The sequence below is a fragment of the Streptomyces sp. SLBN-8D4 genome (genome assembly GCF_049739545.1).
Classification (GTDB): Bacteria; Actinomycetota; Actinomycetes; order Streptomycetales; family Streptomycetaceae; genus Streptomyces; species Streptomyces canus_C.
This window is the reverse complement of the sequence record NZ_JBMGQC010000001.1, coordinates 6,337,043-6,351,756: the sequence shown is the minus strand read 5'-3', so window position 1 is coordinate 6,351,756 and position 14,714 is coordinate 6,337,043. Positions and strand designations below refer to the sequence as shown.

Sequence of the window (14,714 nt, the reverse complement as noted above, 5' to 3'; positions counted from 1 at the left end):
GGCCGTCCGGTTCTCCGGGGCGCCCTGGCTGCTGATTGAGATGTGCGCGCCGTGTGCGGTCGCTGATTACGGAGATGACAGCGGGGTGTTCCTCGGGCCGACGGCACGCCGAGCGGTGTGAGGAGGGGCACGTGAGCAAGCGGAAAGCCCAGGTCTGGGCCGGTGTCGACGCGGGCAAGGGCCACCACTGGGCGGCCGTGGTCGACGAGACCGGTGCCACCTTGTGGTCCAAGAAGATCGACAATGACGAGTCGGCCATCCTGACCGCGCTCCTTGGAAGTGGTGCGTACGTGACATCCATGCAGACGTACGGCTCCGCGGATGCTCATCGGTCGGTCGCCGCTCGTCGGTCGGTCGCCGCTCGTCGGTAGGTTCGCCGCTCGTCGGTCGGTCAGAGCCGCAGGGGCAGTCCGAACGCGGGGAAGAGGTGCGGCTCGAAGGAGGTGATCTCCGCGATGCGGTCGCCGTGGCCCTGGTCGGTGAAACGCAGGACGTCAAGGACCTGGGCCCGGTAGACGCTCGTACCCGGCCTGCGGACGTAGTGCGCCGCCGCCTGCTGGCCGTTGGCCCGGGTGGGCAGGCTGCGCCAGTGCCCGAGGAACATCGGGGAGGCGGGATCGAGGCTGACCCGCACGAAGTCGATGATGGCGTCCCGGCCGACGAACCAGAACGGGTTCGGCGGCATGGTGAGGGTGACGTCCTCGGTGAGCAGCTCGGCCATCGCCGCGAAGTCGAGGCGTCCGACGGCGGCCATGTACCGGTCCAGTACGGCCTGTTGGGCCTCCGTGGGCACGGTGGCCCGCCAGTCCGAGCGCTCCCGGGGCAGGTGTGCGCGCAGGGTGGGCCGGGCCCGCTGGAGCGCGCTGTTGACGGAGGCCACGCTGGTCTCCAGGGCCTCGGCGGTCTCGGCGGCGGTCAGCCCGAGGGCGTCGCGCAGGACGAGCGCGGCCCGCTGACGCGGGGGCAGATGCTGGATCGCGGCGAGGAGGACGAGCTCCAGGGTCTCGCGGGAGACCGCGGCGGACTCGGGCTGCTCGTGCTCCTCGGTGAGGGGCGTCTCGTCGTCCGGGTAGGGCTGCAACCAGGTGATACGGGTGGGCGGTTCCCCGTCGCCGTGGTTCATCCCCGGCACCGGTTCGTACCGTTGCGGGCGGCGCGCGGTCCGCCGCAGCAGATCCAGGCCGGCGTTGGTGGCGATCCGGTACAGCCAGGTCCGCGCGCTCGCCCGCCCCTGAAATCCGTCCCGCGCTCGCCAGGCCCGCAGGAAGGTCTCCTGCACCAGGTCCTCGGACTCGTCGTAGGACCCCGTCATGCGGTAGCAGTGCACCTGGATCTCACGGCGGTACTGCTCGGTGAGGGCGCCGAACTCGGTTTCGGTGAGGTGCGTGACGGGGGCGGCTTCGGGGAGTTGCGTAACGGGGTCGGCTGTGACGGAATCCCCGGCGGCGGCCTGGGTGGTGTCGCGCACCGTGCGGGCCACCCGCCTCAACCGCGCGACCGATTCCGACAGTTCGGTGACGGTCGAGTAGAGGGCGTCCACGGGCTGCGGCGCCAGCTGCCCCGCCCGGCGCCCGATGTCGTCGATGAGGCCCTGCACGGTGAGGCCCTGGGGCTGCCGCCGTTCCCGGTAGGCCTTCTGCCGGCAGGCGGCGGAGCAGTACACGGAGCCGCGTCCGGTGCGGCCGGCTCGCGCGGCGAGCGGCTTCCCGCACACCGCGCAGACGTCTGTGGCCACGTGCGCCTCCGGGAGTTTCGTAACGCGGTGTCGGAGTGACGGTGTCGGAGTGACGTTACAACGCCCCCGCGGCGCGTGGGCCCGCTATCGGCGGGGCGTCGGAAGCCGCAGATCCGCAGGCGCCTCGCGATGCTCCCGCCCGGCAGAACCGAACGCCGACCGGGCAGGCGGCCACACCCCCAACTGCCCCACCACCGTCGCACCGAAGGCCACCGCCATGCCCGCCAGCTGCACCGGCGTCAGCGTCTGGCCGAGGGCCGCCCAGCCGACGACCGCGGCGGTCAGCGGGGACAGCGGGCCGAGGAAGGTGACCTGGGTGGCGGTCAGGCGGCCGATGCCGCGGAACCAGAGCCAGTACGCCACCGCCGTGTTCGCCAGCGCGAGGTAGAGGTAGCCGCCGACCGCACGCCCGTCGAGCGCGGGCGGGGCGCCCTCGACGAGGAGGGCGAGCGGCGCGATGAGCAGGCCGCCGGCGGTGAGCTGCCAGGCGGTGAGGGCGAGCGGGCCGACGCCCTCGGGGCGGCCCCAGCGCTTGGTCAGCACGGTACCGGCGGACATGGAGGCGGTGGCCGCGAGCGCCGCGAGTACTCCGACGGCGTCGAGGGCCCCGGCCGCCTTGAGCACGACCAGGCTGACGCCGAACGCGGCGACGAGTCCGGTGAGCACGCTCCGGGCGGTGGGCCGCTGCCCCAGCAGGACGGCCGACAGCCCGACGACGATCAGCGGTCCCACCGAGCCGACCACCGCGGCCATCCCGCCCGGCAGCCGGTACGCCGACAGGAACAGCAGCGGGAAGAAGGCCCCGATGTTCAGCGCCCCGAGCACGGCCGCCTTCCCCCACCAGACACCGCGCGGCAGCACCCGGGCGAGACCGAGCAGCACGAGCCCCGCGGGCAGCGCACGCATCATGCCGGTGAACAGCGGCCGGTCGGCGGGGAGGAACTCGGTGGTGACGGCGTAGGTGGTGCCCCAGGAGACGGGGGCGAGGGCGGTGAGAAGGATGGTGGCGGGGCGGTTGGCGGTCGGCTTCCTCATGACTCCCCCTTCTATTGGCTTACGAGAAAGTAGCTTACCCCTAAGCTACTTTTCCGCAAGCTACTTTCTTGCGGGCGAGCCGAAGCCTGCGGATACTCGGTGCATGAGTGCACAGCGCAAGGACGCCGTCGACGCGATCATCGAGCAGTGGGCAACCGTCCGGCCCGACCTCGACACCAGGGCCATGGAGGTCTTCGGGCGCATCTACCGCCTCTCCCGCGCCATGGGCGACCGCGTGGAGAAGGTGTACGCCCCCTACGGCATCTCCCGCGGCGAGTTCGACGTCCTCGCCACCCTCCGCCGCGCCGGCGAGCCGTACACCCTCTCCCCTCGCCAGCTCTCCTCGACCCTGATGCTCACGACCGGCGGCATGACAGGCCGCCTCGACAAACTGGAACGCGCCGCCCTCCTGCGCCGCTCCCCCGACCCCCACGACCGCCGGGGCCTCCAGGTGACCCTGACGGAGAAGGGGCTGGCCGTCATCGACGAGGCGGTGGCAGCGGGCCTGGCCGCCCAGACGGCGGCCCTGTCCCCCCTCGACGACGAACAGGCCGACCAACTGGCCGACCTGTTGCGGACGTTGCTCGCGGGCACCCAGGACTCGGAGCACTAACGGCCCACCCGGGCGGCCAGCGCTGCCCCCACCACCCCGGTGTCCGCCTCGTCCGCCGCCCACGCCACGTACCCGTCGGGCCGCACCAGGACGGTCGTACGGCGGGAGGTCGCCCAGCGCTCCACGGCGAGGCGGTCCTTGTGGGCGCCCCAGTCGCCGTAGGCCTCCGGCTCGGGGGTGATCAGGACGAACCTGCCGCCGCGCAGGGACTCGTAGAGGCGGCCACCGTCCGCGAGGGACACGTCGGGGACCCGGGTGCCGGTCAGGGGGTGGGAGCCGCGGGGGGCCGCGTACCGGTAGCCGATGCCGGTGAGTTGGCCGAGCATGCGCCGGCGGGCCGGGCCGACGTGGTCGAGGACGGTGGTGAGGGCGGCGCGCAGGGCAAGCTCCCAGGGGCGCTTGGCCATCGCGAGGCGGACGATGCCGCCGCTGCTGCGGAGGACGGCCTTGCCGACGGGGTGGCGTTCGGACTGGTAGGTGTCCAGGAGTTCGGGGCCCGCGTGGCCGCCCGCCACCTGGGCCAGCTTCCAGCTCAGGTTCGCCGCGTCCTGGAGGCCGGTGTTCATGCCCTGCCCGCCGGCCGGGGTGTGGACGTGGGCGGCGTCGCCGGCCAGGAAGACCCGGCCCACCCGGTAGGCGGGCGCCTGGCGTTCGTCGCTGTGGAAGCGGGACATCCAGCGGGCGTCGTGCATCCCGAAGTCGCGGCCCAGGGCGAGACGGGTGACCTCCTTGATCTCGTCGAGGTCGAGGGGCTCGCTGTCGGGGAGGTCGCGGGCGCGGTTCCAGGCGATGACCCGGTGGTAGCCGTCGCCGAAGGGGGCGATGAAGGCGAAGGCGTCACCCACGGCGTTGACGGTGAGCAGGGTCTCGGGCTGCTCGGCGAGGCGGACATCCGCCAGGACCACCGAGCGGATCACCGAACGGCCGGGAAAGGGCAGCCCGATCGCGTCGCGTACGGCGCTGCGCATGCCGTCGGCACCCACGAGGTACTCGGCGCGCAGGGGCTCCAGGACCCCGTCCGGCCCCTTGACCCGCACCGTCACGCCGTTCTCGTCCTGGGACAGCCCCGTCACCTCGGTCTCGTACCGGAAGTCGACGCCCGCCTCCACGGCCCGCCGCTCCAGGGCCTTCTCGACCTCGTACTGCGGCAGGACCAGGAGGTGGTGGAAACGGGAGGGGAGGGTGTCCAGGCCGATGGTCAGGTCGCCGAACAGGCGCAGCTTGTCCAGGCGCTGCCCTGCCGCCTCCAGGTCGTCGGCGAGACCGCGGGCATCGAGCTGTTCGAGGGTGCGGGCGTGCAGGACGAAGGCGCGGGAGAGGTTGCTGATCCGGTGCGGGCGCCTCTCGACGACGGTGACGGGGACGCCGGCGGTGGCCAGGTCACCGGCCAGCAGCAGCCCGGTGGGGCCGGAATCGACGACGATCACGGTGGGGGTGCCGATCACGGGGGTGCCGTTCATGGTGGCCTCCTGTTGCCAACACTTGCTTGCCAACACTTGTTGCCGACATCTCATTGCCAACGTTTGTTGGCCAACGCCTGTTGACGAAGGTAGCGCCACCCCGGCACCGCGTCAACACTTGTTGGCCAACAGTCGTTGACCTACGATTGTCGGCATGAACGAAACACCCCGCCGCCGCTCCGACGACACCCGCGACGCGATCCTCGCCGCGGCCCGCGAGCGCTTCGCCGCCGACGGCTACGAGCGGGCCACCATCCGCGCCATCGCCATGGACGCTCGCATCGATCCGTCCATGGTGATGCGCTACTACGGCAACAAGGAGGGCCTGTTCGCGGCGGCCGTCTCCGTGGACCTGAGACTGCCGGAGCCCGGCTCACTGCCCCGGCACGACATCGGCCGCGCACTCGTGTCGCACTTCCTCGACCTCTGGGAGGAGAACGAGGTGCTCACCGCGCTGCTGCGGGTCGGCGCGACCAATCAGGCGGGGGCGGAGCGGATGCAGGGCATCTTCCGGGAGCAGGTGATGCCGGTGGCCCTGCGGGTGTGTCCGGACCCCGAGCAGGCTCCCGCGCGGGCCGCGCTGGCCGCCACGCAACTGCTGGGGCTCGCGCTGACCCGGTTCGTCCTGCGGTTCCCGCCGACCGTGGCGCTGGCGCGCGAGGAGGTCGTGGCGTGGCTGGCGCCCACGGTGCAGCGCTACCTCACCGCGCCGAGCCCCTGAGAACGCGCCGGGGCGCCGGCCTCGCCCACGTACGGCTGATACAGCTGACGCGCGTACGTACGGCGGGAACGACGCCCCGGAAAAGACGAAGCCTGCGCCCCGAGAAAGGCGAGCTCAGCGCCCCGGGAAAGCCGACGTCACCGGCCCCGGAAAGGCGAGCTCAGCGCTCCGAGATGCCGAGCTCAGCGGTCTCGACAAGGGAAGGCCGACGCCCGGAGAGAGCCCGAGCTCGACGCCCCGGAAAATGTGGGTCAGGCCTTCGAGCCGGCCTTGGCCTCGGCCTCGGCGGGCTTGGTCCTGATGTTGCGGCTGGTCACCCGGTGCTCTTCCTTGGACTTGTCCAGGACCATCACCAGACCGGCGATGACCCCGAACAGCACGAGCGGGGCCACGACGAAGAGGCCCAGCGTCTCGATGACGCTCAGGCCCGTGCCGGGGTCGTCGCCGTCGTCGCGGGTCAGCGCGGAGGCGGGGGACGACATGAGCAGCATCATCAGCGTCGTACCGGCCACCAGGGCGCCGGCGCGCAGGGCGTTCTTCTTGTCCACGGAGTCAAAGTATCCAACGGCGGTTCGGGCCGCGCGTCCGGGGTGCCGTATGAGGCGCCCCCGGTCCGTGGGCGCCCGCCCCTACGGTGCCCGCAACACCTCCACCAAGGCGTGCAGGCGGGCCGAGGCCGCCAGGTCCTCCAGCGTCATCGCCCGCCCCTCCCCGTCCGCGATCGGCAGCCGCCAGTTCGGATACTGGTCCCACGTCCCCGGCAGGTTCTGCGGCCGGCGGTCCCCCACCGTGTCCGGCAGCCAGATCCCGACCATGCGGGCCGGGGTGTTCAGCAGGTACCGGTGCACGGCCTGGATCTGGGCCTCCTCGGTGGAGGGGTCGGCGCCGCCGCCGGTGCCGTGCAGCAGCCCGAGCCGGGCCAGCAGCTCCAGCCACTCACCCGTGTCCGCGGCGGCCTCCGCGCGCTCCTCGTCCAGCGGCCGGGTCAGCAGGCCGAGCCCGTCGCGGAGTTCGACGTGCTCCCCGGTGAGTCGTGAGGCCGTGGGCGGCAGGTCGTGCGTGGTCGCCGTCGCCAGGCAGTCCGCCCGCCACCGCTCGGGCGGCAGCGGACGTCCGTCGCCCTCCCAGTCCCGCTCGAACCACAGCACCGACGTCCCCAGCACCCCCCGCTCGCGCAGCGCCTCCCGCACGCCGGGCTCGACCGTGCCGAGGTCCTCGCCGATCACCAGCGCCCCGGCCCGCGAGGCCTCCAGGACGAGCACGGCGAGCATCGCCTCCGCGTCGTAGCGGACGTAGGTGCCCTCCGTGGGCGGCTGCCCCTGCGGGACCCACCACAGCCGGAACAGGCCCATGACGTGGTCGATGCGCAGCGCGCCGGCGTACCGGAAGAGGGCCCGCAGCAGCTGCCGGTACGGCGCGTAGCCGGACTCCGCCAGCCGGTCCGGGCGCCACGGCGGCAGGCCCCAGTCCTGGCCGCGGGCGTTGAAGGCGTCCGGAGGCGCTCCCACGGACATCCCGTCCGCGAAGTACGCCTGCTGGGCCCACGCGTCCGCGCCCTCGGGATGCACGCCCACCGCGAGGTCGTGGACGACGCCCACCGGCATCCCCGCCTCCCGCGCGGTGCGCTGGGCCGCGCCGAGCTGGCTCTCGGTGAGCCAAGCGAGGCGGCTGAAGAAGTCGACGCGGTCCATCAGCTCACCGCGGGCGCGGGCCGTCTCGGCGGAGCGCGGGTCGCGCAGACCGGGGGGCCAGCCGCGCCAGTCCGAGCCATGCGCCTCGGCCAGCGCGCACCAGGTCGCGTGATCCTCCAGCGCCTGGCCGCCCTCGGCGAGATAGTCGGCGTAGGCGGCGCGGCGGCCGGGCCCGAGCGGGACCTCGCGGACGAGTTCGAGCGCCTCCCGCTTCAGCTCCCACACCGCGTCCCGGTCGATCAGCGCGCCCTTCTCCAGCACGGATTCCCGCAGCCGCCCGGCCCGCTCGCGCAGGGTCCGCAGCCGCTCGGAGCCGGCGATCTGGGCGTACTCGGGGATGTCCTCGATCCGCAGGTGCACCGGGTCGGGGAAGCGGCGCGAGGACGGCCGGTAGGGGGACGGGTCGGTGGGGGCGCCGGGCACGGCCGCGTGCAGCGGGTTGACCTGGACGAAGCCGGCGCCGAGCGCACGCCCCGCCCAGGAGGTCAGTTCGGCGAGGTCGCCGAGGTCACCCATGCCCCAGGAGCGGTGCGAGAGCAGGGAGTAGAGCTGGACGAGGAAGCCGTACGACCGCCCCGGCGGCGCGGGCAGGCGCGGCGGGGCCACGATCAGGTGGGCGTCGCCGGTGCGGCCGTCGGGCGCGGTGGCGGTCAACCGGTGGACGCCGGGCGGGAGTTGGTCGGCGGCGGCGCGGGTCTCGCCCTGTTCGGTGGTGATGTGCAGCCGGGTGCCCTGGGGCAGGTCGGCGACGAAGGCGGGCGGGCTGCCGCTCCAGCACACCACCGTGGGCGGCAGCAGGCGCGCGCGCAGTTCGCGTTCCCGCGCCGCGAGAGCGGCGGCCGGGTCGCCGGCGTCGACGCCGAGGGCGGCCAGGGTCAGGGTGACGGCGGTGGCGGAGGCGGCGACCGTGCGGTCCGGGGAGGGTCGGTAGGACGTGGCGATGCCGTACGACTCGGCGAGCCGGGACAGCTCCGGACCGGGGGGCGCCACCATCTACGGCTCCAGGTATGCGTCGGACTCGCTGGTCAGGGCGGCGGCGTCGGCGAGCGGCGGCTCGCTGGTGAGGGGCTCGGCGTCGGGCAGGGGTGGTTCGCTGGTGAGCGGGGTCTCGGTGCAGGCGCCCTCGGCGCTGAAGACACAGAAGTGCTCAGCGGGCGCCTCGGGTTTGGACAGGGCCGGGAGCAGAAGGGGTGCCGATGCGGCCACGGGGGCCTCCTTGTCGAGTACGACGACGGGGGTTACCGCAGCCCTACCCACAGGACGCGACGACAGACGTACCAGAGGGGAGAACGTGCTTTTCGTCATGTTCCGTTGCTCTGTCGCTCCCGTCCACCGATCGTCCGCCGGCCGTCCGTGGAACACCATCTCGGGTGATCACTATTCACTCAGTACATGTACGTGATGCATACTGATCGCCATGAGCATCCGCCACATCCTGCTGGGGCTGCTCGCCGGAGGGCCGAGCCATGGCTACGACCTCAAGCGACGCCACGACGACCGTTTCCCCGAGGCCCGTCCACTGGCCTACGGGCAGGTCTACACGACCCTCCAGCGCCTGGTCCGGGACGGTCTCGCCGAGGTCGAGGGCACGGACTCCGACGGCGGCCCCGAGCGCACCAGGTACCGCTCGACCGAGGCGGGCGCGCGTGAACTGGCCGAGTGGGCCGGGCAGATCGCCCCGCCCGCGCCCTTCGTGACCAACGAGATCTTCTCCAAGGTCGTCGTCTCGATCCTGTCCGGCGGCGACCCGGACGCCTATCTGCGGGCCCAGCGCGCCGCCCACATGGCGCGGATGCGGGAGCTCACGGCGGTCAAGACCGCCAAGGGGGCCGACCTCGCCTCCGTGCTCTCGGCGGACTACGCCCTCAACCACCTCGACGCCGATCTCCGCTGGATGACCACCACGGCGGCCCGGCTCACCACTTTGACCGCGGAGGTCGACTCGGCATGAACACCAAGGGGGACATCACGGTGCCACTTCTCGAAGGGCGCGGGCTCGTCAAGGCGTACGGCCCGACGGAGGCCCTGCGCGGCGCCTCGGTCCGGCTGGACGCCGGCGAGATCCTCGCCGTCACCGGCACCAGCGGCAGTGGGAAGTCGACGCTGCTGCACTGCCTGGCCGGGATCGTCGGGCCGGACGAGGGTGCGGTGTCCTACGGCGGTGAGCGCCTCGACCGCCTGCCCGAGAAGCGGCTGAGCGAGCTGCGCCGCACGGAGTTCGGCGTGGTCTTCCAGTTCGGGCAGCTCATCCCCGAGCTGACGGCGATCGACAACGTGGCGCTGCCGCTGCTGCTCGCGGGCCTGACCCGCGCCGACGCCCACACGCGGGCCGGTGAGTGGCTGGAACGCTTCGGGGTGCGCGGCCAGGCCGGACTGCGGCCCGGCGAGATGAGCGGCGGCCAGGCCCAGCGGACCGCGCTGGCCCGCGCCCTGATCACCGGACCGAAGATCGTCTTCGCGGACGAGCCGACCGGCGCGTTGGACTCCCTGGCGAGCGAGCAGGTCATGACGGCCCTGGTCCACACGGCCCGCGAGTCGGGCACGGCGGTCCTGCTGATCACCCATGACGCCCAGGTGGCCGCGTACGCGGACCGCGAGGTGCGGATGGCCGACGGGGCCGTCATGCCGGTGGGGGTGACGGCATGAGCGCCGGCCCGAAGGCACGTCTGGGTGCCGATCTGCGGATGGCCTGGCTGCTGACCCGCGGTTCGGACCGGCGGGAGTGGTGGCGCATCGGGCTCACGGCCGGCGGGGCGGCGCTCGCGACGGGGATCGGGCTGGCGATCGTCGCGCTGAACTCCCTGGACGGGTACTACTCGGTGTCCTTCGGGGACGGACTGCTCAACTCCGCGAGCGACCGGCGGAACGTGAGTGTCGTCATGGCGCTGCTGCTCGTGCCGGTGCTCGGGTTCCTCGGGCAGTGCGCGCGCATCGGTGCGGTGCACCGGGACCGGCGGCTGGCCGCGCTGCGGCTGGCGCGGGGCCGATGCGTGGCAGGTGCGGCGGATCGCGGCGCTGGAGTCGGGACCGGCCTGCCTGGCGGGTTCGCTGACCGCCACGGCCCTCGGCGTACCGCTGCTGCTGCACCTGTGGGCCCGGCCCGCCGCGCTCGCCTGGGCCGGGTTCGCCCTGGTCGCCGTGGCCGTACCGGTGCTGGGCGCGGCCGTGAGCGTGCTGTCGCTGCGACGTGTGGTGGCCTCACCGTTGGGCTGGGTGCGGCGGGTACGGCCCGTGTTGGGTCCGGGGCGGGCCCTGCGGGCGGTGAGCGCGCTGCTCGGGGTCGCGGGGCTGCTCGTCGGCCTGTCGACGTTCACCGGCGGCCCGGTCCGCCTCGCCCTCGGGCCGCCCGCGCTGTTCGTCGTGGTCCTGCTCGTCGGGGCCGCGACGGTGTCCCTGGCCGGTACGACGGCCCGGCGGCTGGGCGGGGTCCTGGCGTCCCGCGCCCAGAGCCCGGCGCTGCTGATCGCGGCCGAGCGGCTGCGGGAGGACCCGTGGGCAGCCGCCCGTACGCATGCCGCGGTGCTGCTGGTGACGGTCGTGGGGGCGGGCTTCGTGGGCGTGCGCCAGGTGCTGCTGGAGACCCTGCACACGATGCGCCGCGAGGGGACGCTGTCGACGGACCTGGGGTACTACACGACCGGCATCGACCTGACGGCCGCCGCGATCCTCGTCGCCCTCGCTCTGACCTTGACGGGGCTCGCCGTGGGCACTGTGGAGTCCCTCGCCACCCGACGCCGGGGCCTGGCCGTCCAGGTCGCCGCCGGGGTGCCCCAACGGGTGCTTGCCAGGGCGCTGCTTCTGGAGACCGCGCTGCCGCTGGCTCCCGCGGTCGCGGTGGCGGGCGTGGGCGGTACGGCGATCGGCTTCTGGTACGCCTCGCTGGCCTCGCACGGGTCGGGCACGGTCCTGCCGTACGCCGCTCTCCTGGTCCCGCTCGCGGTGTACGCGGCCTGTCTGCTGGCCGCCGCCACGTCACTGCCGCTGCTGCGCCGCTCGGTGCGCCCGGCGGAACTCAGGCACGCCTGACGCGCTGATCTTCCGGTCCCGGAGGCACGGGGGACCTCCGGGACCGGATCCGAGCCGTCGTGTGCGGCAACACAAAGGCCCGGATCGTCGTCAGGCTGAGATGCCGTCGATCCGGGCCATGGCGTCCTCCGCGCCGTACGGTTGCAAGTACGGCAGCCAGCGCGGGTCCCTGTGGCCGGTGCCGATGATGCGCCAGGCCAGACCGGTGGGCGGAGCGGGTTTGTGGCGCAGCCGCCAGCCGATTTCGAACAGATGTCGGTCGGCCTTCACGTGGTTGCACCGGCGGCAGGACGCCACCACGTTGTCCCAGACGTGCTTGCCCCCGCGGCTGCGCGGGATGACGTGGTCGACGCTGGTTGCGACGCCACCGCAGTACATGCACCGGCCCCCGTCGCGGGCGAAGAGCGCCCTGCGGGTGAGAGGAACGGGCCCCCGATAGGGAACCCGGACGAATCGCTTGAGCCGGACCACGCTGGGTGCGGGGACTGTGACGGTCGCGCTGTGCATGAAGGCGCCGGATTCCTCAAGGGAGACCGCTTTGTTCTCCAGGACGAGGACGAGCGCGCGGCGGAGCGGTACGACGCCGAGGGGCTCGTACGACGCGTTGAGTACCAGGACATGCGGCACGGATGCCTCCTTGGGCGTCGGCGGCGCGTGGCTCGCGCCGGGACGAACTGAGGTCAGTCTCCCCTCTCGGCCGGGAGAAACGCCACCATGTGCCGGTAACGGGCTGGGAGTGTTTTCGACCACACGTTTCTTCATCCCCAGGTGAGAGCCGTCTCTCCCCCGAACATTGCAACGATCCACACACGATGCACCGTTAGTGTGGTGAGCCTGCTTTACCGGTGACCTTTTCGTGACCTTGACCGCCGTACCGGAAAGCAGACGCAGCACCTGGAGGTACCTGCCGTGTCCTTGTCCGCCGTCCTACTGGCCGCGAGTCCGTCGCCGTCGCCGTCTCCCTCGGAGACGTCGACGCCGGCCGTGCCGAGTCTCCAGGACGCCCAGGAGAGCGCGACCAACGCCGCGAGCTGGGTGGAGCAGAACTGGTCGACCTGGCTGGCGATCGGTCTGCGGGTCCTGCTGATCCTGGTGATCGCCGGAGTGCTGAGAATGGTCGTGCGGCGGGCCATCACCAAGCTGATCGACCGGATGAACCGCACCGCCCAGGCGGTCGACGGCACCTCGATCGGCGGTCTGCTCGTCAACAACGAGCGCCGTCACCAGCGCTCCCAGGCGATCGGCTCGGTGCTGCGTTCGGTGGCCAGCTTCGCCATCCTGGGCACCGCGGCCCTGATGATCCTCGGTGCCTTCGAGATCAACCTGGCCCCGCTGCTGGCGTCGGCCGGTGTCGCGGGTGTGGCGATCGGTTTCGGCGCCCGCAACCTCGTCACGGACTTCCTCTCCGGTGTCTTCATGATCCTGGAGGACCAGTACGGCGTCGGCGACACCATCGACGCGGGCGTGGCCTCCGGCGAGGTCATCGAGGTCGGCCTCCGCGTGACCAAACTGCGCGGCGACAGCGGTGAGATCTGGTACGTCCGCAACGGCGAGGTCAAGCGCATCGGCAACCTCTCCCAGGGCTGGGCGACGGCCGGCGTCGACGTGACCGTGCGGGCCTCCGAGGACCTCGACAAGGTCAAGCGGGTGCTGGGCGAGGTCGCCGAGAAGATGAGCAAGGAGGAGCCCTGGAACGAGCTCCTGTGGAGCCCGATCGAGGTCCTCGGTCTGGACAGCGTCCTGCTGGACTCCATGGTCGTGCGGGTCTCCGCCAAGACGATGCCCGGCAAGTCCCTCACGGTCGAGCGCGAGCTGCGCTGGCGCATCAAGCGCGCCTTCGACGCGGCGGACATCCGCATCGTCGGAGGCGCGACCGTCCCCGCCGACGGGGAGTCCGACGACCCGGCCGCTGCGGTCGCGGCCCCGTCGGTCTTCTCCAACTCCGACTCCCCGCAGCACGCCGCGGCCTCCCCGCTCGTCTCGACCCCGGCCCAGCGCCCGGCGCCGAAGTAGAGCGCCCCTCCCGCGAGACCGCCCCCGCAGGTAACGAGTCCGTTTCCTGCGGGGGCGGTTTGTCGTTCCCCTCTTGACGGAAGGGTGGTCCAGACCTATGTTCCGTGCATCCGATAGGAAACCTTCCTAACAGTCACCGGACAGTACAGTCGTCCGGCAGTCACGGAGAGGGGCACCCATGGCAGGCACACCACGCACACTCCGCGCCATGAACGACCGTGCCGCGCTCGACCTCCTGCTGGAGCACGGCCCCCTCTCCCGTACGCGGATCGGCAAGCTCACCGGCCTCTCCAAGCCGACCGCGTCCCAGCTCCTGGCCCGCCTGGAGGCCTCGGGGCTCGTCCTCGCCACCGGTACCAGCGAGGGCAGGCCGGGCCCCAACGCCCAGCTCTACGAGGTCGACCCGAGCGCCGCGTACGCCGCCGGGCTCGACGTCACCCCCGAGCGCGTCCTCGCCGCGGTCGCCGACATCACCGGCCGCACGGTGGGCTCCTGTGAACTGCCGACCCCGGGAAGGCGACCCGCCCAGCCCGTCGTACGGCAGGTCACCGATGCCCTCGACGGCGCGATGAAGGCGGCGGGGCTCGCCCGCGGCGACGTCCACCGGCTCGTCATCGGCACCCCGGGCGCCTTCGACCCGGGCACGGGCCGGCTGCGCTACGCCTCCCACCTCCCCGGCTGGCACAGCCCGACCCTCCTCGACGAACTCGCCGCCGCGCTGCCGATGCCGGTCGAGTACGAGAACGACGTCAACCTCGTCGCCGTGGCCGAACAGCGGCTCGGGGCGGCCCGCGGACACGAGGACTTCGTGCTGCTGTGGAACGAGGGCGGCCTGGGTGCCGCCCTGGTCCTCGGCGGACGGCTGCACCGCGGCTGGACCGGCGGCGCGGGAGAGGTAGGTTTCCTGCCGGTTCCCGGAGCACCTCTGGTACGGCAGGTCACCAAAGCCAACAGTGGTGGCTACCAGGAGCTCGCCGGTTCCCAGGCCATCCCCGAGCTCGCCCGTGAGCTCGGCATGGCGGACATCCCCTCGGGACCGTACGCCGACGTCGCCGCCGCCCTCGTCGGGCGGGCCGCCACCGAGGACACCGTCCTGGGCCGGCTGCTCCTGGAGACCTACGCCACCCGTCTGGCCACCGGTCTCGCCTCCCTCGTCTCCGTCCTCGACCCCGAACTCGTCGTCCTCAGCGGTGCCTCGCTCACCGCCGGCGGCGACACCCTGCGCGCCCTCGTCCAGGCCGAGCTGGAGGAACTGGCAGCCTCCCGGCCCCGGCTGGTCGTCGGCGCCGTCCATGAACACCCCGTGCTGCGCGGCGCGCTGGAGAGCGCGCTGGCGGCCACCCGCGACGAGGTCTTCGACACCTCGCGCTGACCCCCGTACTCCCCCACACCCTCATCTCACCGCCCGTCCCTGGGAGAC

At 72.6% G+C, this 14,714-nt stretch carries 14 protein-coding genes and 1 pseudogene; 8 read left to right on the top strand and 7 right to left on the bottom strand.

From position 1 onward, the window contains the following. The first annotated feature begins 131 nt into the window (after window positions 1–131). On the top strand, window positions 132–371 hold the full coding sequence (locus tag RKD20_RS28815; protein ID WP_424880244.1) for an IS110 family transposase: 240 nt from the start codon (window positions 132–134) through the stop codon (window positions 369–371). Between the two features lie 20 nt (window positions 372–391). Here the strand turns inward: RKD20_RS28815 and RKD20_RS28810 are convergent, their stop codons facing one another. Together RKD20_RS28810 and RKD20_RS28805 are read right to left on the bottom strand one after the other, a co-directional pair. After that, entirely contained in the window at window positions 392–1,735 is a 1,344-nt protein-coding gene (locus RKD20_RS28810; protein WP_424880243.1) for a sigma-70 family RNA polymerase sigma factor, read from the bottom strand. A gap of 84 nt (window positions 1,736–1,819) precedes the next feature. Further along, on the bottom strand, window positions 1,820–2,770 hold the full coding sequence (locus RKD20_RS28805; protein WP_424880242.1) for an EamA family transporter: 951 nt from the start codon (window positions 2,768–2,770) through the stop codon (window positions 1,820–1,822). Between the two features lie 103 nt (window positions 2,771–2,873). Between RKD20_RS28805 and RKD20_RS28800 the strand changes: the two genes are divergently transcribed. After that, entirely contained in the window at window positions 2,874–3,383 is a 510-nt protein-coding gene (locus tag RKD20_RS28800) for a MarR family winged helix-turn-helix transcriptional regulator (RefSeq protein ID WP_020116440.1), read from the top strand. Here RKD20_RS28800 and RKD20_RS28795 read toward each other — a convergent pair. After that, window positions 3,380–4,843, bottom strand: coding sequence for an FAD-dependent monooxygenase (locus RKD20_RS28795; protein ID WP_424880241.1), 1,464 nt, complete (start codon window positions 4,841–4,843; stop codon window positions 3,380–3,382). The two genes, RKD20_RS28800 and RKD20_RS28795, sit on opposite strands and share 4 nt — an antisense overlap. 154 nt (window positions 4,844–4,997) lie before the next feature. Between RKD20_RS28795 and RKD20_RS28790 the strand changes: the two genes are divergently transcribed. Continuing rightward, a complete protein-coding gene (locus RKD20_RS28790) occupies window positions 4,998–5,564 on the top strand; it encodes a TetR family transcriptional regulator (RefSeq protein WP_424880240.1) in 567 nt (188 codons plus the stop codon). A gap of 251 nt (window positions 5,565–5,815) precedes the next feature. Here RKD20_RS28790 and RKD20_RS28785 read toward each other — a convergent pair whose 3' ends face one another. The 3 genes from RKD20_RS28785 to RKD20_RS28775 form a co-directional block, all read right to left on the bottom strand. After that, a complete protein-coding gene (locus RKD20_RS28785) occupies window positions 5,816–6,112 on the bottom strand; it encodes a hypothetical protein (RefSeq protein WP_020116443.1) in 297 nt (98 codons plus the stop codon). Window positions 6,113–6,193: 81 nt separating this feature from the next. Next, on the bottom strand, window positions 6,194–8,248 hold the full coding sequence (gene malQ / locus RKD20_RS28780) for a 4-alpha-glucanotransferase (protein ID WP_424880239.1): 2,055 nt from the start codon (window positions 8,246–8,248) through the stop codon (window positions 6,194–6,196). Then, a complete protein-coding gene (locus tag RKD20_RS28775) occupies window positions 8,249–8,461 on the bottom strand; it encodes a hypothetical protein (protein WP_037900058.1) in 213 nt (70 codons plus the stop codon). Between the two features lie 211 nt (window positions 8,462–8,672). Here RKD20_RS28775 and RKD20_RS28770 point away from each other — a divergent pair, with 211 nt between their 5' ends. The 3 genes and pseudogenes from RKD20_RS28770 to RKD20_RS28760 all read left to right on the top strand — a co-directional run bounded on the left by RKD20_RS28770 (window position 8,673) and on the right by RKD20_RS28760 (window position 11,281). After that, the gene (locus RKD20_RS28770) at window positions 8,673–9,206 is read left to right on the top strand and encodes a PadR family transcriptional regulator (RefSeq protein WP_424880238.1); all 534 of its coding nucleotides are present in this window, start codon (window positions 8,673–8,675) and stop codon (window positions 9,204–9,206) included. Further along, window positions 9,203–9,901 (top strand): ABC transporter ATP-binding protein, encoded by a 699-nt coding sequence (locus RKD20_RS28765; RefSeq protein ID WP_424880237.1) that lies wholly within the window; start codon window positions 9,203–9,205, stop codon window positions 9,899–9,901. The genes RKD20_RS28770 and RKD20_RS28765 overlap by 4 nt, the downstream gene beginning before the upstream one ends. Then, a pseudogene (locus RKD20_RS28760) lies at window positions 9,898–11,281 on the top strand (FtsX-like permease family protein). Before RKD20_RS28765 ends, RKD20_RS28760 begins: the two are co-directional and overlap by 4 nt. 90 nt (window positions 11,282–11,371) lie before the next feature. Here RKD20_RS28760 and RKD20_RS28755 read toward each other — a convergent pair. After that, window positions 11,372–11,908 (bottom strand): HNH endonuclease, encoded by a 537-nt coding sequence (locus tag RKD20_RS28755; RefSeq protein WP_020116449.1) that lies wholly within the window; start codon window positions 11,906–11,908, stop codon window positions 11,372–11,374. Window positions 11,909–12,190: 282 nt separating this feature from the next. On the opposite strand from RKD20_RS28755, the gene RKD20_RS28750 reads away from it, so the two are divergent. Beyond that, complete coding sequence (locus RKD20_RS28750) at window positions 12,191–13,294, top strand: mechanosensitive ion channel family protein (protein ID WP_424880236.1); 1,104 nt, start codon at window positions 12,191–12,193, stop codon at window positions 13,292–13,294. Between the two features lie 178 nt (window positions 13,295–13,472). Then, the gene (locus RKD20_RS28745; protein ID WP_424880235.1) at window positions 13,473–14,666 is read left to right on the top strand and encodes an ROK family transcriptional regulator; all 1,194 of its coding nucleotides are present in this window, start codon (window positions 13,473–13,475) and stop codon (window positions 14,664–14,666) included. Window positions 14,667–14,714: the final 48 nt, after the last annotated feature.